This is a genomic window from Nocardia spumae, from assembly GCF_020733635.1.
Lineage (GTDB): Bacteria > Actinomycetota > Actinomycetes > Mycobacteriales > Mycobacteriaceae > Nocardia > Nocardia spumae.
In genome coordinates this window covers 5,138,916-5,158,816 of the sequence record NZ_JAJFZL010000001.1, presented here as the reverse complement: position 1 = coordinate 5,158,816, position 19,901 = coordinate 5,138,916, and the positions used below count along the sequence as shown (strand labels likewise).

Here is a 19,901-nt window from a genome sequence, read left to right as displayed (position 1 = left end):
TGTCCGGGACTGGGTAAGCTCGCCGGAATGGATCGGCGCATACCTGTTCTGGTGGTGGCGGGATTTCTGGGGGCCGGTAAGACCACATTGCTGAACCGGCTGCTGCGACGGCGTGAGGCCCGGATCGGTGTGGTGGTCAACGATTTCGGCGCGGTCAACATCGACGCCATGCTGGTCGCGGGACAGGTCGACGCGATGGTTTCGCTCGGCAACGGCTGCGTGTGCTGCGCGGTGGATGTGAGCGAGCTCGACGAGCTGTTCGCCCGCTTGGCCGAACCGCGGCAGCGTATCGACGTGATCGTGGTGGAGGCCAGCGGCTTGGCCGAACCCCGGAATCTGATCCGCATGGTGATCGGCAGCGACAATCCGCGTCTGCGCTACGGCGGACTGATCGAGGTGGTGGACGCCGAACACTTCGACGACAGCCGCGCCCGGCATCCCGAGCTCGCCGCCCACCTGCGGCTCGCGGATCTGATCGTGCTCAACAAGGCCGATCGGGTGCCGGCCGCGCGGAGGGAGGAGCTCCGGGCGCAGCTCGCGCGGATCGCCGGGCCGGTACCGGTCCATTCGACCGCACACGGACGTATCGATCCGGCGCTGCTGTTCGACGTGCCCGAGCGGGCGACGCCGCGAGTGGCGCAACAGCTGTCGTTCGACGAACTGCTCGACGACCACGATCACGACGATCCGGATCACCACCATCTGCACGACGGGTACGACAGCGTATCCTTCACCAGCGCCACCGATCTCGACCCGCGAGGTCTGGTCGGATTCCTGGAGGATCCGCCCGCCGGCCTGTTCCGGGCCAAGGGCGCCGCCGCGTTCGGGGTGCGTGGCGAGAATCGAAAGTTCCTGCTGCACATGGTCGGCCGTCATGTGGTGTTCGAACCGGCGCCGTGGTCGCGCGGTGAGAGTCGCGAGACCCGGCTGGTGCTCATCGGCTCCGGCCTCGACGCCGACGCCGCCGTCACCCGCCTGCACGCCACCACCCACACCGGCCCGGAACCGCTGGACGAAGAGGCATTACTGCCGGTCTGGCGGTACGTGCCGCGCGATATCGACGATCAGAGTGCGTGAATATCGGGCAGCAGCTCGATGATCCGATCGAGGCGGCGCGCCGTCCACGGCCCCCTCGGCCCGAGCAGGACGTGATCGATGCCGATGTCGGCCAGTCGCTTCAGGTGATCGAGGACGTCGGTTCGGCCCGCGTCGATATCGAGCGCGGTGGTGACGGTGGTCTCGATCTCGGTATGGTCACGTCCGATATCGCGGCAGTGCCGGCGCAGTACCTCGAGCTTGTGCGTCAGGTTGTCGGCGTAGCCGGTGCCGGGCAGGTCGAACAGGTTGCAGGCGTCGCCGTACCGGGCCACCAGGCGCAGCGTCTTGCGTTCACCGCTGCCCCCGATCAGGATCGGGGGATGTGGACGCTGGACGGAGTTCGGTGAATTGAGCGGCCGTGTCAGCTTGTAATGTGTTCCGTGATAGGGCGTTTCGTCCTCGCTCCACATGCGGTGTGCGATCTGCAGCAATTCCTCGAGCTGCTCGAACCGCCGGGCCAGCCGCGGGAACGGAATACCCAGGCCCTCGGCCTCGAATGAGGTGCGCGGGCCCATCGGCTCGGGATCGAACGGCGCGCCCGCGCCGACGCCGAAGATCAGCCGGCCGCCACTGAGGACATCGATGGTGGTCGCGGATTTGAGCAGCACTCCCGGATGGCGGTAGGGGGCCGCCGTGACCAGCGTGCCGAGCCGGATGCGGGTGGTGATTCCCGCGAGAAAGCCGAGCGCCGCGTAGGCCTCGAGCATGGGTGATTCCGGCGGATGTCCGGAGATGCCGATCTGGAAGAAGTGATCCATCACCCACAGGCTGTCGACTCCGGCGACGTCGGCTGTGCGTGCGACTTCCCCTACGGCAGTGCCGATGTCGCCCCCCGGGATGGGCCAGGAGAAGTCGGTGATGGCGATGCCGAGTTTCACGAGGTGTTCCCTTCGGATTTGTTAGCCGGGTAACGACCATAACGTGAGTCGGCTAATGAATACAAGGCATCTACGCTGAACCCACCATGACCGACGACGACTTCCAGACGGCCTTCTGGTCCACCAAACACGCGCTCGCCGCGGCGGCGGCCACTGCCTACGCCCGGCACGGCGTGTACGAGGGGCAGCAGTTCATTCTGCGGCAACTGTGGCAGGAGGATGGGCTCACGCCCGGTCAGGTGGCCAAACGGCTGGGACTGGCGACCCCGACCGTCACCCGCGCGACGACGCGCATGGAGGCGGCCGGACTGGTCCGGCGAGAACCGCACCCCACCGACCGCCGGCTGGTTCGCCTGCATCTGACCGAGCGCGGACGCGAACTGGAGCGTGAGATCGAGGCCGAAAGCGCCGGACTGACCGAACGGGCGCTGATCGGCTTCAGCGCGGCCGAACGTTCCGGGCTGGTGCGGACGCTACGACGGATCGAAGCGAATCTGACCGACGGCGGCGCGCAGCCGCGCTGATCGGTACGGCCGGCGTCAACCGCAGGCGTTGACCCACTCGGACATACCGTCGGCGAAGAGCTGGCGTTTCCAGATCGGCACCTCGTGTTTGATCCGGTCCACCAGCTCGGCGCAGGTCTCGAAGGCTTCCCGGCGATGCGGCGCCGCGACCGCGACCGTGATCGCCGCGTCGCCGATGGTGAGCGCGCCGACGCGGTGAGCGGCCGCGACCGGCAGGCCCGAGGCCGCCGACACCTGCGCGCACACCCGGGCCAGGAACTTCTCCGCCTCCGGGTGTGCCGAATACTCCAATGCCGAAACCGCCTGTCCGCCATCGTGATTGCGCACCTTACCGGTGAAGACGACCACCGCGCCGTGCTCCGGGCCGGTGACCGCTCGCTCGACCTCGTCGGGATTCAGCGGCTGATCACTGATCCGGGTGAGCGGCGTGTGCTCACTCATGGCGCCCTCCTCCGGCGACCTGGGCCAGCAGATGGTCCAGCAATGGTTCCAGAACCGCGATCCCGTCGCGGACCCCACCCGGCGAACCGGGCAGGTTCACGATCACCGTACTGCCGGACAGCCCGGCCACGCCACGACTCAACGCCGCCAAGGGAAAAGCGGCGGTCCCACGCTGACGGATCGACTCGGCCACCCCCGGCAATTCCCGGTCCAGGACGGCCGATGTCGCCTCCGGGGTGGCGTCGCTCGGCGCGGCGCCGGTGCCGCCGGTGGTGATCACCAGCCCGGGCGCACCGTCGAGCGCATCCCGCAGACCGGACGCGATCTCGGCATCGGCGACGATCAGTGGTCCACGCACCGAAAAGCCCAGTCCGGTCAGCCAATCCGCCAGCACCGGTCCGGTCCGGTCGACCCGGGTCCCGGCCGCGGCGCCGGTGGAGGCCACCACCACCACGGCGGAACGGGAACCCGCGTCCGAGTGCGGGAAGCCGGGCGCCGACGGTTCGTCGCCGCGATGCGGGCGCGCCGAGTGTTCGTGCTCGACGACCGGCGCTGCCCCGCGCGGCGCTCCGTCGCTCACCGCGGATTCCGGGATCTCTTGGGCCGCAACGGATTCGGCGGCGATATCGGAGCGCTTCCAATGGCCGCGCTTGCCGCCCTCCTTCGTCAGCAACCGAACCCCGTCGAGCACCGCCGCCGGATCCACCGCCTTGACCATGTCGTGCAGTGTGAGACCGGCGATCGCGACCGCCGTCAGGGCCTCCATCTCGACACCGGTGGGCCCCTTGGTCTTCGCCCGCGCCTCGATCGTGATGGCATCCTCGGTGAAACCGAACCGCACATCCACCGACGACAACGCCAGCTGATGGCACAGCGGAATCAGTTCGGAGGTCTTCTTCGCTCCCGCGATACCGGCGATCCGCGCCGTGGACAGCACATCGGCCTTCGGCATCTCGTCGGCGCGCACCAGGGCCACCACATGCGGCGTCGTGCGCAGCTCACCGGCCGCCACCGCTACTCGTGACGTCTCCGCCTTGGCGCTCACATCGACCATGCGGGCCCGGCCTTCGGCATCCACATGCGACAGGCCCTCGCCGCCGTGCGATATATCGCTCACAGTTCGCGCACCTTCACCAGCGAACCGGCCGCCACCGCGGTGACCTCGGCCGGAATATCGATCAGAACATCGGCCTGCGCCATCGCGGCCACCAGATGTGATCCGGGACCCGATACCGACCGCACGCCCGCACCCTCGCGGCGGCCCCGCAGGAACTGGCGCCGACCGGCTGGGGACCGTACCGAATCCAGCAGCGGCACTTCGCTGTTCGGCACTTCGGGCAAGCCGGTCAATCGCCGGAGGATCGGCCGGGCGAAGACTTCGAACGACACCATGGTGCTCACCGGATTTCCCGGGAAACTCAGAATCGGAACCCCGTCGACCACACTGACACCCTGCGGGCCGCCCGGCTGCACCGCCACCGCGCCGAACTCCCCGCCGACCTCGGTGAGCACATCCCTGACGACCTCGAAATCGCCCTGCGATACTCCGCCCGAGGTGAACACCACATCCGCCGCGCCCGTCGCGACCGCCAGCTTGCGGCGGAACTCGGCCGGATCGTCGCGACTGTGCGACACATCCACCACATCGATCCCGTTGGCGCCCAGCGCCGCCGCCAAGGCGATCCCGTTCGAGTTGTAGATCTGGCCCGGTCGCAACGCCATCCCCGCGGCCACCAGCTCGTCACCGGTGGTCAGCACCGCCGCCCGCACCGGCCGTGCCACCGGCACCGAACCGAAACCCACCGCCGCCAGCGCCGCGATCCGATGCGCCGACAGCAACGCCCCCGCCGCGACCAGCAACTCGCCGCGGCGAATATCGGTCCCCGCCTCACGCACGAAATCGCCCGCGCTGCGGCCACGTTCGATCAGTACCCGATCCGCCTCGGCCCGGGTGTCCTCCACCGGCACCACACAGTCGGCGCCGGGCGGAATCGGCGCACCCGTCATCACCTTCACCGCGGTCCCCACGGCCAGCCCGTCCGGACCGCCCTGCCCTGCCGCGACCACGCCCGCGACCGGCAACGTCACCGGCGTCACCGCGACCGACTCCGCCCGCACCGCGTACCCGTCCATACCGGAATTACGGAACACCGGAAGATCCAGCGGCGACCGCACATCCTCCGCGAGCATCCGCCCCCGCGCGGCGGACAGAGCCACCCGCTCGGCCTCGCGCCCCGCCAGCGGGCGCAACAGCTGTTCGATCCGCTCACGATGGTCCTCGACGGACCGAGCCGAAGTCGCGGCAGGCCGGGTACTCATAGAGGTGATTATCGGCCTCCGCCCCGCGGGCTGTGTCGTCGGCCTCCGCTTCGCCGGGGCGGGTCCGATGGTGGCGCTGCCGAGGGCCGGCGGGTTCGACGGCGGCCGGGGGCGTGTCGCCGTCCGACGCGCCCGGGCTCGATTTTCATTGTGCGCGGTGTTTCGCCGCGCCGGCGTCCCGCGGGCGGTGCGCCGGTTCCTCGCTCGGTTGCTGGTCTTTCACACCGAATCGGTTCCGGGGGTTCCGCGATCGCGGCGTAGGAGACGGCGGGGCGGCCTGTGATGTGGAATCGGTTGAGCTCACAGTCGGTGACTCCACGGACGTGAGGTGGGGGTGGCGGCCATAATGGGGGAGTGACCGTCGTTCTCATGGGGATTCCCGCCGTCCGGGGCGGGCGGCCCTCGCTGGACGGACGACCCGACACCGACCTGCTCATCGACAAATTCGGGCGCACCGCACGGGATCTGCGCGTATCGATCACCGAGAAATGTTCGCTGCGCTGTACCTACTGCATGCCGGAAGAGGGTCTGCCCGCCATTCCCGCCGACGAGTTGCTCTCGGCCGAGGAGATCGTGCGGCTGGTCGAGCTGTCGGTGCGGCGGCTGGGTGTGCGGGAGGTGCGATTCACCGGGGGTGAGCCGCTGATGCGGCGCGATCTCGAACGGATCGTCGCCGGTTGCCACGCGGCGGTGCCGGAAACGCCGCTGGCGATGACCACCAACGGCGTCGGACTGCAATACCGCGCCGCCGCGCTCGCCGCCGCGGGCCTGGGCCGGGTCAATGTCTCTCTCGATACCGTCGACCGCGCCGGATTCGCCCGGCTGACCCGGCGCGACCGGCTCGGCTCGGTGCTGTCGGGGATTCGCGCGGCCCACGCCGCCGGCCTGGCGCCGGTCAAGGTCAATGCCGTGCTGATGCGCGAAACCCTCTCCGGCGCAGCCGATCTGCTGCGATGGTGTCTGGACGAGGGCTGTGAGCTGCGGTTCATCGAGGAGATGCCGCTCGACGCCGATCACGAATGGGCGCGGGCGAATATGGTCACCGCGGACGAACTGCTCGACGTTCTCGGCGTCGGTTTCACCCTCACCGCGGCCGGGCGCACCGATCCGTCCGCGCCGGCCGAAACCTGGCTGGTCGACGGCGGGCCCGCCACGGTCGGCATCATCGCCTCGGTAACCCGGCGATTCTGTGGTGACTGCGATCGCACCCGCCTGACCGCGGACGGCATGATCCGCTCCTGCCTGTTCAGCGATCAGGAGTACGACCTGCGGTCACTGTTGCGGGCCGGCGCCACCGACGAGGAGCTCGCACAGCGCTGGCGTGGCGCGATGTGGAACAAGTGGGCAGGACACGGCATCGACGCCGCCGACTTCGTGCCCCCGGAACGCACGATGGGAGCCATCGGTGGTTGAGGTCCGATATTTCGCCGCGATCGCCGACGTCGTCGGCAAATCCAGCGAACAACTCGACCTGCCCGACGCGGCGACGATCGCCGACCTGCGCGCCGCGTTGCGCGCCGCCTACGGTGCGGATCTCGATCCGATGCTCAAGGTCTGCGCCTACCTGGTCGGCGAAGAACTCACCCGCGACGACACCGTCCACCTGACCGCGCGGGTCGACGTCCTGCCACCGTTCGCGGGTGGTTGAGCGTCAGCCCTCTTTCCACCAGGTGTCCAGCGGTGTCACGGGGACCGCACGCTTGTGGCGGGTGTTACGGAAGATCGTCTCCAGGCGCTCGGCGACCTCGGGTGTGACGTCCTTGCCCTCGAGGTAGTCGTCGATCTCGGCATACCTCAGGCCGAGTGCCACCTCGTCGGGTAGCGCCGGGCGGTCGTCCTCGAGGTCGGCGGTGGGCACCTTCTCCCAGATACTCGGCGGGGCGCCCAATTCCTGCAGCAACGCCGCGCCCTGCCGCTTGGTGAGACCGGTCAGCGGTGTGATGTCGACACCGCCGTCGCCGTACTTGGTGAAGAAACCCGTCACCGCCTCGGCGGCGTGATCGGTACCCACCACGACCAGATTCAGCTGACCGGCGATCGCGTACTGGATCACCATGCGTTCGCGGGCCTTGATATTGCCGCGTACGAAATCGCGCAGCTGTACATCGTCACCGAGCAGTTCGCGCACACCCTCCGCCGTCGCGGCGGCCACGGCATCGGCGCCCGGTTTGACGTTGACCTCGACCGTGCGGTCGGGGCCGATGAAATCCAGCGCCCGCTGCGCGTCCTCGGCATCGGCCTGAGTGCCGTACGGCAGCCGGACCGCGACGAATGTCGCGTCGCGACCACGCGAGCGCGACTCCTCGACGGCGAGCTGGCACAGCCTGCCGGTGAGGCTGCTGTCCTGGCCGCCGCTGATACCGAGCACGAAACCCGATGCCGGGGTGGAACTCAGATACTCGACCAGGAATTCGACCCGGCGCCGCACCTCGACCTTCGGCTCGATATCGGCCACGACACCCAATTCGGCGATGATCTGTTCGCGCAGCTGCCCCATGCGCTCACTCTACTGGGCGGGTGTCACCAGTGCGCGCACCACGTTTTCCCAGTGGTCGGCGATCTGCTCGGGGCGATAACCGACGACCCGTATCTGATGCAGCACCAGTGCGGCGTCCAGATTGGCCAGCAGGGTATCGGCCAGCAGGGTGATGTCGCCGGTGACGCCGATCTGCCGAAGCAACAGCGACACATGGGTTTTGGAGATGTTGTACGGGGCGCTGGCGTAGCGGCCGGATTCGTCTGCCGCCCGGCGCATTTCGCCCTCCACCTCGATCCCGGCCAGCCGCGCGCGGCCGAACGCGATCAGCCGCTGCATCGGCGGTGCGCCCGGGCCCAGCGGCGGCGGCCCGAACATGAACGCGGCCTGCAACTTCTGCTCGGACTGGTCGAGCAGGGCCAGCATCAGACCGGCCCGGTTCCCGAACCGCCGGAATACGGTGCCCTTGCCGACCCCGGCGCGTTTGGCGACCGCGTCCATGGTCACCCCGTCGGCCCCGAACTCCCGGACCAGTGCCTCGGCGGCATCGAGCAGCAGCTGCCGATTCCGGGCGGCATCGCTGCGTTCGGCGTGTTCGGCCACCGGCAGGGCGGTGACGACCGCGTGGGCGGGTATCTCCACCTCGATGGCCTCGAGTGGCAGCGCGCCGGGACGTGGCTCGGCGGCGAGTGGCAGATCCGATGCGTTCGGATCGGACGAGCGGAATGAATTCGACGGTGTCGAACTCGGAGTGTCGCAGTTCACGGTTCGGCTACCCCAGGGCCCGGGAATGAAAACGGACTGTAGTCCGGTTATCGTCTCGTGAAAGCGGACGCCATCGCCTCACCGCACAAGGAGTGATCATGTCACAGACTCGCATTCTGGCTCTCGTCGGCAGCTTGCGTGCCGGTTCCATCAACCGGCAGCTGGCCGAGGCCGCCGCCCATACCGCACCGGAGGGTGTCCAGGTCGATATCTTCGACGGCCTCGGAGATATTCCTTTCTACAACGAGGACATCGACGTTCCGGGTCAGGTTCCGGCGACCGCGCAGGTTCTGCGCGACGCGGTGGGCGCCGCCGACGCTCTGTTGCTGTTCGTGCCGGAGTACAACGGCACCATTCCCGCCGCGCTCAAGAATGCGATCGACTGGGCTTCCCGCCCCTATGGCGCCGGCTCGATCAAGGGCAAGCCGATCGCCGTGGTCAGTGCCTCGATCAGCCAGAACGCCGCCAAGTGGGCGCACGGTGACACCGTCAAGGCCGCCGGGGTGGCCGGTGGCACGGTCGTGGAGAGCGCGCATCTGCACTTCGCCACGATCGGTCAGCGGTTCGCCGAGTCGCACCCGCGCGATGATGCCGAGGCGCTGACCCAGCTCGCCGCCGTGGTGACCGAGCTGGTGGCCGCCGCGCGTCAGTCGGTCGACGCCTGACGGCGGAGATCGCGCGCTGCACGCCGTTTCGAGGGGCCGTACCCGGTGGTGCGGCCCCTCGGCGTCGCCGCGGCGGGTCTCGTCGGTCCGCCGCCGATCCGAGGGCGCGGTCGGGCGTGATCCGCGTCCTAGGGGACCGACGCCCCGTCCTATAGGATATGAAAACCATTTCCAATAGGAGGAATGATCATGAAGGTGCGGAACTCGTTGCGCTCACTCAAGGACAAGCCGGGCGCGCAGGTCGTGCGCCGCCGGGGCAAGACCTACGTGATCAACAAGAAGGATCCGCGGTTCAAGGCCCGTCAGGGCTGAGTCGCGGTCCGGCGTTCGACGGCCGAATGCCGCTTGCGCTCCCAGGGGGCGGAAGTGGCGTTCGGCCGTTTCTCGTGTGCTGGGTGTAGTTTGCCGGGGTGGTTGTGGCCGATGTTGCCAGAGGTGGCATTGGGTTTGCTGAGAGAGAGCTACGACACAAAATCGTGATCTGTGCCACTGTCGTGTCGGGTTGCGAATCGACTGTCCAGGTACTTACCGGCGGCGAATTTCATCTTTGTGGTTCGCAACATGTCGTGTTGTATGAATCTGTCGGCCACTAGGTGTAGTGTCTACGGCACTGGAAGGGGAGACGAATTCCGAGCCGATCACCGCAGGGTGATCACCGGTGGCGCCCCTACTTCCAGGGGTTTGCGCAGTACCGCACGGATCGTTGCTCAGCACGGAACTCACCGCAGATGGCATATCGATTCAAGGCTGCATCGGATAAGGCAAGGAGAGAGGGTCCCCCATGAGTATCACGGTCTACACCAAGCCCGCTTGTGTCCAGTGCAATGCCACCTACCGCGCTCTCGACAAGGCCGGTGTGGAGTACGAGGTCGTCGATATCTCCGAGAACCCCGAGGCCCGCGACTACGTGATGGCGCTGGGTTACCTGCAGGCCCCCGTGGTCGTCGCGGGTGACGACCACTGGTCCGGCTTCCGTCCGGACCGCATCAAGTCCCTGGTGACCGCCGCGGCCTGATCCGCCCCCGGTCGCCGTTCGTCCGATAGCAGAGTAAGGGGGAGTGGGATGGCTGGGTTGTCTGGGGAAGAAACCCGATCGACGCCCGCTCTGGTCTACTTCTCGAGCGCCTCGGAGAACACGCACCGCTTCGTCGAGCGGCTGGGTTTGCCCGCCGTTCGCATTCCGCTCCACACCGCCGATTCGCTGCGCGTCGATGCGCCCTACGTGTTGATCTGTCCCACCTACGGTGGCGGCCGGCATGTTTTCGACGCGCAGCGCGGCGCAGGAGCATCCGGCCGGTCGGATAAGGAATTCGTGCCACGGCAAGTGGCGAAGTTCCTCAACGATCCGCATAATCGTGCGCTGTTGCGCGGGGTGATCGCGGCCGGCAACACGAACTTCGGCGATACGTATTGCTATGCGGGAGAGGTGATCTCGCGCAAATGCGGAGTGCCTTACCTGTATCGCTTCGAACTGATGGGAACCGCCGAGGACGTCGAGCGCGTCCGAGAGGGATTGGGATTGTTTTGGCAACGACAACAGCACCGGCCGGAAAGACGGCCCGCCTAGAGCGCCCGGTCAGTAACGAGACCTCGACCGAGGGGCTGGACTACCACGCGCTCAACGCGATGCTGAATCTGTACGGTCCGAACGGCGAGATCCAGTTCGACAAGGATGTCGCCGCCGCCCGTCAGTACTTCTTGCAGCACGTCAACCAGAACACCGTCTTCTTCCACAATCTCGACGAGAAGCTCGACTATCTCGTGGAGGAGAACTACTACGAGTCCGAGGTGCTGGACCAGTACAGCCGGGCGTTCGTGAAGAAGCTGTTCCAGCAGGCCTACGCCAAGAAGTTCCGGTTCCCGACCTTCCTCGGCGCGTTCAAGTACTACACCTCGTACACGCTCAAGACCTTCGACGGTAAGCGCTATCTGGAGCGGTTCGAGGATCGCGTCTGCATGGTCGCGCTGACGCTGGCCGCCGGTGACGAGATCCTGGCGCAGCAGCTGGTCGAGGAGATCATCGACGGTCGCTTCCAGCCGGCCACGCCGACCTTCTTGAATTCCGGGAAGAAACAGCGTGGTGAGCCAGTTAGCTGCTTTCTTTTACGCATAGAAGATAATATGGAATCCATCGGGCGTTCCATCAACTCCGCGTTGCAGCTGTCCAAGCGCGGCGGCGGTGTCGCCCTGCTGCTCAGCAACATTCGCGAGCACGGCGCGCCGATCAAGAAGATCGAGAACCAGTCCTCGGGCGTCATCCCGATCATGAAGCTGCTCGAGGATTCGTTCTCCTACGCCAATCAGCTCGGTGCGCGTCAGGGCGCGGGCGCGGTGTATCTGCACGCCCATCACCCCGATATCTACCGCTTCCTCGATACCAAGCGGGAGAACGCGGACGAGAAGATCCGCATCAAGACGCTGTCGCTGGGTGTGGTGATCCCCGACATCACCTTCGAGCTGGCGAAGAAGAACGAGGACATGTACCTGTTCTCGCCCTACGACGTGGAGCGCATCTACGGGGTGCCGTTCGCCGATATCGACGTCACCGAGAAGTACTACGAGATGGTCGACGACAAGCGCATTCGCAAGTCGAAGATCAACGCGCGCGAGTTCTTCCAGACCATCGCCGAGCTGCAGTTCGAGTCCGGCTACCCGTACATCATGTACGAGGACACGGTGAACCGGGCCAACCCGATCGCGGGCAAGATCACCCACTCGAACCTGTGCTCGGAGATCCTGCAGGTCTCCACGCCGTCGGTGTTCAACGACGATCTGTCCTATGCCACCGTCGGCAAGGACATCTCGTGCAATCTGGGCTCGCTCAACATCGCCAAGGCCATGGACTCACCGGATTTCGGGCAGACCATCGAGACGTCGATCCGGGCGCTGACCGCGGTCTCGGATCAGACCCACATCTACTCGGTGCCCTCGATCGAGCAGGGCAACAACCAGTCCCACGCCATCGGCCTGGGCCAGATGAACCTGCACGGGTATCTGGCGCGTGAGCGGGTCCACTACGGATCCGAAGAGGGTGTGGACTTCACGAACATCTACTTCTACACCGTCGCGTTCCACGCGGTGCGGGCCTCCAACAAGCTCGCCATCGAGCGTGGTACCGCCTTCGGCGGCTTCCCGGATTCCAAGTACGCCAACGGTGAGTATTTCGACAAGTACACCGAGCAGGTGTGGGAGCCGAAAACCGAACGGGTGCGCGAGATCTTCGCCGAGGCGGGCGTGCACATCCCGACTCAGGACGACTGGCGCGAGCTGAAGGCCTCGGTCATGGCGCACGGTATCTACAACCAGAACCTGCAGGCCGTGCCGCCGACCGGATCCATTTCCTACATCAATCACTCCACCAGTTCGATCCACCCGGTGGCTTCCAAGATCGAGATCCGCAAGGAAGGCAAGATCGGCCGCGTCTACTACCCGGCCCCCTACCTGACCAACGACAATCTCGACTATTTCGCCGACGCCTACGACATCGGCTACGAGAAGATCATCGACACCTATGCCGCGGCCACCCAGCACGTGGATCAGGGCCTGTCGCTGACCCTGTTCTTCAAGGACAGCGCCACCACCCGCGACGTCAACCGCGCTCAGATCTACGCCTGGCGCCAAGGCATCAAGACGCTGTACTACATCCGCATCCGTCAGATGGCTTTGGAGGGGACCGAGGTGGAGGGCTGCGTCAGCTGCATGTTGTAGTCGCGCGGCGAGTGCGGCGGGCGTCCCGGTTCCGGCTGGGGCGCCCGCTCGTATGTTGTCGGGTTCGTGGTTCGGCGTGGCGGCGGTTGGAGGTGTAGCCTGCATTCGGGCGTTGTATGTCCGCGCGATGACCAGGCGACGGTGCAGGTTATCGGTGGATGCCGAGAGGGCATCCGAAATTCTCTGACGGTGAAGTGCTGGCGATGAGGAGGTGGGTAGCTGTGCGTAGCGAACCCCCGAGTCGAAGGCCGCGCGGCGCCGTCCTCCTGTTCTGCCGGTAGAGCTTTCGGTGGCGAGGTCGGTGCCTCGCGGTGTGAATCCGTGATTCCCGTACCCACTCGCTGTATGCCGAGGTTCTGTCATGTCGCCGACCGATCTGTACTTCGCCGCGCCCGCACGTTCGCGTGTCCTGGGTGACGATCACTCGTCCGCCGGGCCCGAAAACCATGCCGCCGACACTGTGGTGGAAGCGAGTCCCGCCGCCGTGCACGGACCGTGCCGGGCAGCCGCCGAAACGCGCGCCGCCGAACTCGGGGCCGCTGCGGAGGCCGCGGAAACGATTGCCGCCGAACAGCATCCGGACCGCGCGTCGCTGTGGGAACTCCTCGACGCGCGCCGCGTCGATGCCGCGCTCACCTGGCTGGACGAGCACGCGCCGCATCGGATCGCCGATGAACTCGCTCGCATGGACGCCGTCCAGGCCGGAATCGCGTTCCGGCTGCTGGACAAGGACCGCGCGCTGGCGGTGTTCGAGGAGCTCGAACCCGTCGATCAGCAGCAGATCCTGTCCGGGATGCGGGATCAGAGCTTCCGCGAACTGATCGAGGGCATGGACCCCGACGACCGCGCTCGCATGCTGCGCGAGGCGCCGGCCACGGTCGCCAAGAAGGTGCTGGCCGGGCTCAGCCCGCGCGAACGGCGGATGACCGCCGCCCTGCTCGGCTATCCCGAGGGATCGGCCGGTCGATACATGACGCCGGAAGTCGTTGCGCTGCACCGGGATCTCACGGTGGCCGAGGCGCTGGGCGTGGTCCGGGCCAAGGGCGCGCACGCCGAGACCGTGTACACCCTGCCCGTGGTCGACGGTGGCCGCCGGCTGATCGGGGTGGTCGAGATGCGAGAGCTGGTGCTCAGCGATCCCGCCACCATGCTGACCGAACTCGTCGTCACCGAACCGGTTTTCGCGCGGGCGACCGATGCCGCGGAGAAGGCGGCGCGGCTCATGCGTGAGACGAATCTGATGAATCTGCCGGTGGTCGACAGCGAGGATCGACTGGTCGGATTGTTGACCATCGACGATGCGGTGGAGGTGATCGAGGCCGCCGACAGCGAGGACGTCGCGCTGCAGGCCGGCACCAGCCCGTGGACCGGTCACTACATGGCGGCCGGCGTCTTCCAGCTGGCCCGCTACCGCGCGATGTGGTTGCTGTTGCTGCTGGTGGCGGCCACTTTGACGGTCTCTGTCACCGACGCGTTCGAGGCGACACTGGCGCAGGCCGCGAATCTGGCGCTGTTCATTCCGCTGCTCATCGGCGCGGGCGGCAACGCCGGGGCACAAGCGGCCACCTCCTGTGTGCGGGCACTCGCGGTGGGCGAGGTGCGAGTGTCGGACCTGCTGAAGGTCATCTGGCGCGAATGCCGGGTGGGCCTGGTGCTCGGTTCGATGCTGGCGGTGGTCGGCATGGTCATCGGCGCGACCTTCGTCGGCGCGCAGATCGCGCTGGTCGTGGGCATCACCCTGGTGATCATCTGCGGGTGGGCGGCCACCATCGGCGGCACGATGCCGCTGCTGGCCAAGAAACTGCGCATCGATCCGGCGGTCATCTCGGCGCCCATGGTGACCACACTGGTCGACGCGACCGGTTTGATCATCTACTTCACCACCGCGAAGCTGGTGCTCGGCATCTGAGTCTCGCTCGACCGCACCGCATGGTTGGCGGCCAACAGGTCTCAGGTGGCTCTCTGTCGGTAGCAAGCCACGCCCCTGGCCGGTGACACTGTCTCCATGCCGATGGTCTTCGAGGCGGCGTGCCTCGACACCGCGGTTCGAGAGTGGGAAAAACCCATAATACCGCTCAGCGAGTGACCCGGAACGCGCCACCGCGCGTGACCGGTGAATGCCCTGCATCGGGCCGGGAATCCCTGGGGCCGCGGCGTAGTTGAGCCTGGAGTTGTCTCGGTTCGAAGGTGGAGGTCAGGGTATGCACGGCGTGCGTTTCGAGGAGTTCGGTGGCCCTGAGGTGCTACAGCACGTGGATTTGCCTCTGCCGCAACCCGGGCCGGGGCAGGTGGCGATCGACGTCGAGTATGTGGGGGTCAATTTCGCCGATCTGCAGGCCCGCACGATCGGTTATCGGGTTCCCGGGCTGCCGTTCGTGCCGGGACTGGAACTGTCCGGGCGCGTGCGGTCGCTGGGGGAGGGTGTGCAGGGGCTGGTTGTGGGGCAACCGGTCGCGGCGATCACCGACGGCGGCGCCTATGCGGAAGTCGCCGTGGTCGATGCGGCGACCACTTTCCCGGTTCCCGAGGGTATCGATCTGCGCACTGCCGCAACGCTTCCCACTGTTTTGCCCACTGCGTTCGCGTTGATCCACACGATCGGGCGGGCGCAGCCGGGGGAGACGGTTCTCGTACAAGGTGCGGCCGGCGGAGTGGGAAGCGTGGCCGGGCAGATCGCCAAGCTGGCCGGAGCCGGTGCGGTATACGGAGTGGTGTCCGGTCCGGCCAAGGCCGAGTACGCCCGCGAGGTGGGCTACGACGATGCCTTTCTCAGCGAGACCTTCGACGAGGATATCCGTCGCGTCACCGCCGGACGCGGTGTGGACCTGGTGCTGGACTCGGTCGGTGGACAGACCTTGAGCCGCGGACTGAGCGCGCTGGCACGATTCGGTCGTCTGATCTCGTACGGCAACGCCGGTGGGGAGCCCGCCTGGCGCGTCGGTCAGCCGGAGCTCTACCCCAGGGGTATTTCGGTATCGGGATTCTCGATCCTCGGCCTGAGCATCGACGCACCTGAGGTCCTGCGTGATATCGCCACACGTGCATTCGAATTGGTCACGGGCGGAGACGTGAGTCTCCCGATCACCGCCGAGTTCCCGTTGGCCGGCGCGGCGGATGCGCACAGGCTGATGGAGAGCCGCAGCTCCACCGGGAAGTTGATCCTGGCTGTCGCCGGCTGAGTGGGTGGAGGCTGTCTACTCGTCCCGGTCGGGCCGGAGATGTCCAGCCGACATTGCCCCAACCATCCCCCGGGACAGTCCGCCGACGGGAGCTTCGCGGCAAACCCTCGGCGTTGTTGCTGTGATCCGATGTGGCGATAGTGGCCTGTGCGTCGCGCGCGATGGTCATGCGCCGGCGACTGCGGTGTGGAACCTCCCACCCCGCAGGGTATTTTCCCAGGAACCATCGAGACACAAGGTGTTGTGTTCTTCGTTCTTGTCGGCCCCAAGTAGTAGTGTTCAAGTTGACATAGAACGACGTGATCCGGCGAGGTCGAAAGGGTGAGTGAGCGGGCGTGAAGCTGATCGATCGAGTGTCTGCGATCAACTGGAATCGGGTGCCCGACGAGAAGGATGCCGAGGTCTGGGATCGCCTTGTCGGCAACTTCTGGTTGCCGGAGAAGGTTCCGGTGTCCAATGACATTCCCTCGTGGAACACGCTGAATGCGCAGGAAAAGCAACTGACCATGCGGGTGTTCACGGGCTTGACCCTGCTGGACACCATTCAGGGCACGGTCGGCGCGGTGAGCCTGATCCCGGATGCGCGCACCCCGCACGAGGAAGCGGTGTACACCAACATCGCGTTCATGGAGTCGGTGCACGCCAAGAGCTACAGCTCCATCTTCTCCACGCTGTGCTCCACCCGCGAGATCGACGATGCCTTCCGCTGGTCGGAGGAGAATCCGAATCTGCAGCGCAAGGCCGAGATCGTCCTCGACTACTACCGGGGCGACGAACCGCTCAAGCGGAAGGTGGCCTCCACGCTGCTGGAGAGCTTCCTGTTCTACTCCGGCTTCTACCTGCCGATGTACTGGTCCTCGCGCGCCAAGCTCACCAACACCGCCGACCTGATCCGCTTGATCATCCGCGACGAAGCCGTGCACGGCTACTACATCGGCTACAAGTATCAGAAGGGCCTCGAGGATCTCACCCAGCCCGAACAGGAAGAACTGAAGAACTACACCTTCGAGTTGCTGTTCGAGCTGTACGAGAACGAGGTCGAATACACCCAGGACCTCTACGACGAGGTCGGTCTCACCGAGGACGTCAAGAAGTTCCTGCGCTACAACGCCAACAAGGCGCTGATGAACCTGGGCTACGAAGGCCTGTTCCCGCGCGACGAGACCGACGTCAACCCGGCCATCCTGTCGGCGCTGTCGCCCAACGCCGACGAGAACCACGACTTCTTCTCGGGTTCGGGGTCCAGCTACGTCATCGGTAAGGCGGTCAACACCGAGGACGAGGACTGGGACTTCTGAGCCGCAGTCGTCGATGAGCGGACTCGGGCGTATCTCGCGGCGTGCGCCCGGGTTTCGTGTCGTGCGCGATGCTCCGCCGCTTACTCTCGAAATCACGTGGCTCGCGGCCGCCCTGCACGCGCAGCACGCCTAACCGCGCTTCGCTGATCGAGCAACGTCGGTCGTGGATCTATCGGGTCCCTTGCACGGCAGCGAGTTCGATCCGGTCGGCGAGGGTGACGTAGTCCACCGGGCTTGTGGTGTCGACGGTGACCACCGGTGTCAATCCGAGGGGTGCGGCCGCTCGTGCCCAGATATCCCAGTGTGTGACCAGGCGCTGGGCATCGCCGTAGTAACTCGGGCGGTGCCTGCTCGCGTAGCGGGCTCTCGCCACGGGTTCCGTTGCGTCGCACCAGACTTCGACGGTGCGGTCGGCGGCGGCCCGGGCGATGCCGCGCCGGGCGTGCTCCCGGTCGCGCGGTGCGAACCACCACGAATCGACGACGACCGCCGAGTTGGTCGCCCGGGCCAGGGCCCAGATCGCGTCCATAGCGATACCGCCCAGCTCCGGTAGGTCGGCGGCATCGTCGACGCAGTTCGCCAAGGCGTCTTTGACCGTGTCTTTCGATAGGAACCGCGCATCCAATGTGCGGGCCAGCGCCCGTCCGGTGGTCGATTTGCCGGCGCCCGGAAGGCCGTTGACCAGCACCAGTAGTTTGCCCACCCGGACATCATGACGTCTGCTGTGGTGGTGGCGCCCGGGTGCTGGAGCGCGACACGGCCGGGACCGGCGGGGCGGGTGTCGGTCGGGCCGACCGATCGGTATCATTCGAATATGTGTTCGAGTTCCGGTCGGGATGTGCCCGCGGCGGGTGACGGGGAGCCCGCTGCCTCCGCCCGGCCGCGGCGGCTTCCGGCCGATATCCCGCGGACCGAGGGAACCGAGCCGCAGTTGCAATATCCGAACGAAACGGGCTACTACTACCGCGTCCTGGTGCAACCGCCCAAACCGGTGTGGGTGCGGTTGGACGCGATTCTGATCCGGGATCCCGGCGCGCCCACGCACGTCAACGGGGCCGGACTGGATATGACAGGGGAGCGGCCCGGAACGCTCACCCACTGGGTGCCCTCGTTCAGTGGTGAGTGGCTGGGCCGGGTCAATTTCTCGGTCTGCTACGCCGACGGCCGGGCGCCGCTACACCTGACCGATCAACTCGTGCCCGCCTACGCCCTGCGTCCTCGGGCCGCGGGTGACGATCCGCGCCGCCCGCCGAACGGGCGGTGACCCCGCTCAGTCGGTGACGTACCCGTTGAGGGTCTTGCGCAGATCGTCGAGGATCGCGCGTGCGGCGGTGACACCCGAACCGTGCCAGATATCGTCCTCGACCACGAAATCTCGCTTGTCGCTCACGGCGCTGAGCTTCTTCCAGTCGTCGCCCTTCATGACCGACTCCGCGTAGCTCTTGCCGTCCGGACCGTCGAGCATCAGATAGATGATGTCGCCCTCGATCTTGTTGCGATCGTTCTTCGTGGACAGGCTGTCCACCGGGAAGGAGCCGTCGCGCTGGGCGCCCGGGCGCTGGACCCCGGCATCGGCGAGTACCTGCCCGGCGAAGGTGTCGTCGCCCTGGACCTGAATGTCCTTGTCGGAGAAGCGGATAACCGATGCCTGGGAGAAGTTCGCGGCGATCGAGGCGCCGGTCTCCCGCGCGTCCGTGCGGTAGTCGGCGAGCGCCTTCGCCCCGGCCGAACCGCGGCCCAGCGCAGCGGCGTAGCCGGTGAAGTCGTCGGCCCAGCCCTTGCGCTCGACCAGGACCGTCGGGGCCACGCCGCGCAGCGCGCCGAGGTCGCCGTCACCGGCGCTGCCGAGGATCAGATCCGGCTGCAGTTCGGAGATTTTCGCCATGTCGACCGCGCCGGTGCCGCCGACGCTCGGAATCTTCAGCACGCCGGTGCCCAGATAGCCGGGCTGCGGCGCCGGCCCGGGCAGTGTGGTGGTTCCCACGACCCGCTCCCACAACCCGACGGCGCACACCGCGTCGAGAGCGGCGGTATCCAGTACGACAATGCGTTTCGGATCGGCGGGCACCTGCGCACCGGCCACCGTGTGCGTACCCGACGCCTGATCCGGGGCACTCGGCAGCGCGCAGGCGCGGGTGGTGTCGCGCTCGATCCCGACCACGCTCGCACCCGCGATATTGGTGGTGGTCCGGACGATAGTGCTGGACGCGTCGTCGCCACCGGTACCGCAGCCGGAGACCAGGGCGACCGCGGCGCCGATCGCCGCCGCGCCGAGTGATAGCCGACGCGCACTGGTGCGCTTGCGGGTCTTGGGGTTTCGGGTGGAGACGCGTTCGCTCACCGGCATGCAGCGTAGGGTACATGCGCCTGCCCGCCGCGACCCCTCGCCCTGGGCCGATCAGGGAATCGCGATCCTTCCGGCGGGCAATTACGACACAGAGTAGGACCCGTTCGGTCGCCTGTGGCGCCACGGTTTACGATGCCTTTAGCGCAAGCCACCGTCGTTTCGTCATGCACCGGAACGCACGAGCGTGCGAAACGAGCAGAAGG

General features: G+C 66.7%; 21 protein-coding genes. 13 read left to right on the top strand and 8 right to left on the bottom strand.

Features of this window, described 5'->3' with window-relative positions; genetic code table 11:
• Nucleotides 1-27 precede the first annotated feature (27 nt).
• On the top strand, nucleotides 28-1,077 hold the full coding sequence (locus LKD76_RS23165) for a CobW family GTP-binding protein (RefSeq protein WP_227983508.1): 1,050 nt from the start codon (nucleotides 28-30) through the stop codon (nucleotides 1,075-1,077).
• Here LKD76_RS23165 and LKD76_RS23160 read toward each other — a convergent pair.
• Nucleotides 1,065-1,976 carry an LLM class F420-dependent oxidoreductase gene (locus LKD76_RS23160; RefSeq protein WP_227983507.1) on the bottom strand — a complete coding sequence of 304 codons (912 nt, stop codon included), beginning with the start codon at nucleotides 1,974-1,976 and terminating at the stop codon, nucleotides 1,065-1,067. The two genes, LKD76_RS23165 and LKD76_RS23160, sit on opposite strands and share 13 nt — an antisense overlap.
• 86 nt (nucleotides 1,977-2,062) lie before the next feature.
• Between LKD76_RS23160 and LKD76_RS23155 the strand changes: the two genes are divergently transcribed.
• The gene (locus tag LKD76_RS23155; RefSeq protein ID WP_227983506.1) at nucleotides 2,063-2,500 is read left to right on the top strand and encodes a MarR family winged helix-turn-helix transcriptional regulator; all 438 of its coding nucleotides are present in this window, start codon (nucleotides 2,063-2,065) and stop codon (nucleotides 2,498-2,500) included.
• Nucleotides 2,501-2,515: 15 nt separating this feature from the next.
• On the opposite strand, the gene LKD76_RS23150 is transcribed toward LKD76_RS23155, so the two are convergent.
• From LKD76_RS23150 to LKD76_RS23140, 3 genes are read right to left on the bottom strand one after another with little or no spacing between them, the layout of a single operon-like run.
• Complete coding sequence (locus LKD76_RS23150) at nucleotides 2,516-2,941, bottom strand: molybdenum cofactor biosynthesis protein MoaE (RefSeq protein WP_227983505.1); 426 nt, start codon at nucleotides 2,939-2,941, stop codon at nucleotides 2,516-2,518.
• Complete coding sequence (moaCB, locus tag LKD76_RS23145; protein WP_372466007.1) at nucleotides 2,934-3,995, bottom strand: bifunctional molybdenum cofactor biosynthesis protein MoaC/MoaB; 1,062 nt, start codon at nucleotides 3,993-3,995, stop codon at nucleotides 2,934-2,936. The genes LKD76_RS23150 and moaCB overlap by 8 nt, the downstream gene beginning before the upstream one ends.
• A gap of 59 nt (nucleotides 3,996-4,054) precedes the next feature.
• Entirely contained in the window at nucleotides 4,055-5,260 is a 1,206-nt protein-coding gene (locus LKD76_RS23140) for a molybdopterin molybdotransferase MoeA (RefSeq protein WP_227983503.1), read from the bottom strand.
• Nucleotides 5,261-5,614: 354 nt separating this feature from the next.
• On the opposite strand from LKD76_RS23140, the gene moaA reads away from it, so the two are divergent.
• Both moaA and LKD76_RS23130 read left to right on the top strand, forming a co-directional pair.
• Nucleotides 5,615-6,673 carry a GTP 3',8-cyclase MoaA gene (moaA, locus tag LKD76_RS23135; RefSeq protein ID WP_227983502.1) on the top strand — a complete coding sequence of 353 codons (1,059 nt, stop codon included), beginning with the start codon at nucleotides 5,615-5,617 and terminating at the stop codon, nucleotides 6,671-6,673.
• Entirely contained in the window at nucleotides 6,666-6,908 is a 243-nt protein-coding gene (locus LKD76_RS23130) for a MoaD/ThiS family protein (RefSeq protein ID WP_227983501.1), read from the top strand. Before moaA ends, LKD76_RS23130 begins: the two co-directional genes overlap by 8 nt.
• A 3-nt stretch (nucleotides 6,909-6,911) precedes the next feature.
• On the opposite strand, the gene nadE is transcribed toward LKD76_RS23130, so the two are convergent.
• A complete protein-coding gene (gene nadE / locus LKD76_RS23125) occupies nucleotides 6,912-7,757 on the bottom strand; it encodes an NAD(+) synthase (protein WP_227983500.1) in 846 nt (281 codons plus the stop codon).
• Between the two features lie 9 nt (nucleotides 7,758-7,766).
• Nucleotides 7,767-8,384, bottom strand: a complete 618-nt coding sequence (locus tag LKD76_RS23120; RefSeq protein ID WP_227985370.1) for a TetR/AcrR family transcriptional regulator — start codon at nucleotides 8,382-8,384, stop codon at nucleotides 7,767-7,769.
• 215 nt (nucleotides 8,385-8,599) lie between these two features.
• On the opposite strand from LKD76_RS23120, the gene LKD76_RS23115 reads away from it, so the two are divergent.
• The 8 genes from LKD76_RS23115 to nrdF all read left to right on the top strand — a co-directional run bounded on the left by LKD76_RS23115 (nucleotide 8,600) and on the right by nrdF (nucleotide 17,351).
• On the top strand, nucleotides 8,600-9,166 hold the full coding sequence (locus LKD76_RS23115; RefSeq protein ID WP_227983499.1) for an NAD(P)H-dependent oxidoreductase: 567 nt from the start codon (nucleotides 8,600-8,602) through the stop codon (nucleotides 9,164-9,166).
• Between the two features lie 189 nt (nucleotides 9,167-9,355).
• Nucleotides 9,356-9,478: a type B 50S ribosomal protein L36 gene (gene ykgO / locus LKD76_RS23110; RefSeq protein ID WP_227983498.1), complete on the top strand. Its 123-nt coding sequence runs from the start codon at nucleotides 9,356-9,358 to the stop codon at nucleotides 9,476-9,478.
• A 469-nt stretch (nucleotides 9,479-9,947) separates the two neighbouring features.
• Complete coding sequence (locus LKD76_RS23105; protein WP_025348248.1) at nucleotides 9,948-10,181, top strand: redoxin NrdH; 234 nt, start codon at nucleotides 9,948-9,950, stop codon at nucleotides 10,179-10,181.
• Nucleotides 10,182-10,229: 48 nt separating this feature from the next.
• A complete protein-coding gene (gene nrdI / locus LKD76_RS23100) occupies nucleotides 10,230-10,733 on the top strand; it encodes a class Ib ribonucleoside-diphosphate reductase assembly flavoprotein NrdI (protein ID WP_227983497.1) in 504 nt (167 codons plus the stop codon).
• Between the two features lie 59 nt (nucleotides 10,734-10,792).
• A complete protein-coding gene (nrdE, locus tag LKD76_RS23095) occupies nucleotides 10,793-12,874 on the top strand; it encodes a class 1b ribonucleoside-diphosphate reductase subunit alpha (protein ID WP_255661971.1) in 2,082 nt (693 codons plus the stop codon).
• 361 nt (nucleotides 12,875-13,235) lie between these two features.
• Nucleotides 13,236-14,783, top strand: a complete 1,548-nt coding sequence (mgtE, locus tag LKD76_RS23090) for a magnesium transporter (RefSeq protein WP_227983495.1) — start codon at nucleotides 13,236-13,238, stop codon at nucleotides 14,781-14,783.
• 343 nt (nucleotides 14,784-15,126) lie between these two features.
• A complete protein-coding gene (locus LKD76_RS23085; RefSeq protein WP_227983494.1) occupies nucleotides 15,127-16,053 on the top strand; it encodes a quinone oxidoreductase family protein in 927 nt (308 codons plus the stop codon).
• Between the two features lie 335 nt (nucleotides 16,054-16,388).
• Nucleotides 16,389-17,351, top strand: coding sequence for a class 1b ribonucleoside-diphosphate reductase subunit beta (gene nrdF / locus LKD76_RS23080; protein ID WP_227983493.1), 963 nt, complete (start codon nucleotides 16,389-16,391; stop codon nucleotides 17,349-17,351).
• A gap of 169 nt (nucleotides 17,352-17,520) precedes the next feature.
• On the opposite strand, the gene LKD76_RS23075 is transcribed toward nrdF, so the two are convergent.
• On the bottom strand, nucleotides 17,521-18,054 hold the full coding sequence (locus LKD76_RS23075; protein ID WP_227983492.1) for a P-loop nucleotide/nucleoside kinase family protein: 534 nt from the start codon (nucleotides 18,052-18,054) through the stop codon (nucleotides 17,521-17,523).
• A gap of 111 nt (nucleotides 18,055-18,165) precedes the next feature.
• On the opposite strand from LKD76_RS23075, the gene LKD76_RS23070 reads away from it, so the two are divergent.
• Nucleotides 18,166-18,615 carry a hypothetical protein gene (locus tag LKD76_RS23070; protein ID WP_227983491.1) on the top strand — a complete coding sequence of 150 codons (450 nt, stop codon included), beginning with the start codon at nucleotides 18,166-18,168 and terminating at the stop codon, nucleotides 18,613-18,615.
• A 6-nt stretch (nucleotides 18,616-18,621) separates the two neighbouring features.
• Here LKD76_RS23070 and LKD76_RS23065 read toward each other — a convergent pair whose 3' ends face one another.
• Nucleotides 18,622-19,698 (bottom strand): ABC transporter substrate-binding protein, encoded by a 1,077-nt coding sequence (locus LKD76_RS23065; RefSeq protein WP_227983490.1) that lies wholly within the window; start codon nucleotides 19,696-19,698, stop codon nucleotides 18,622-18,624.
• Nucleotides 19,699-19,901: the final 203 nt, after the last annotated feature.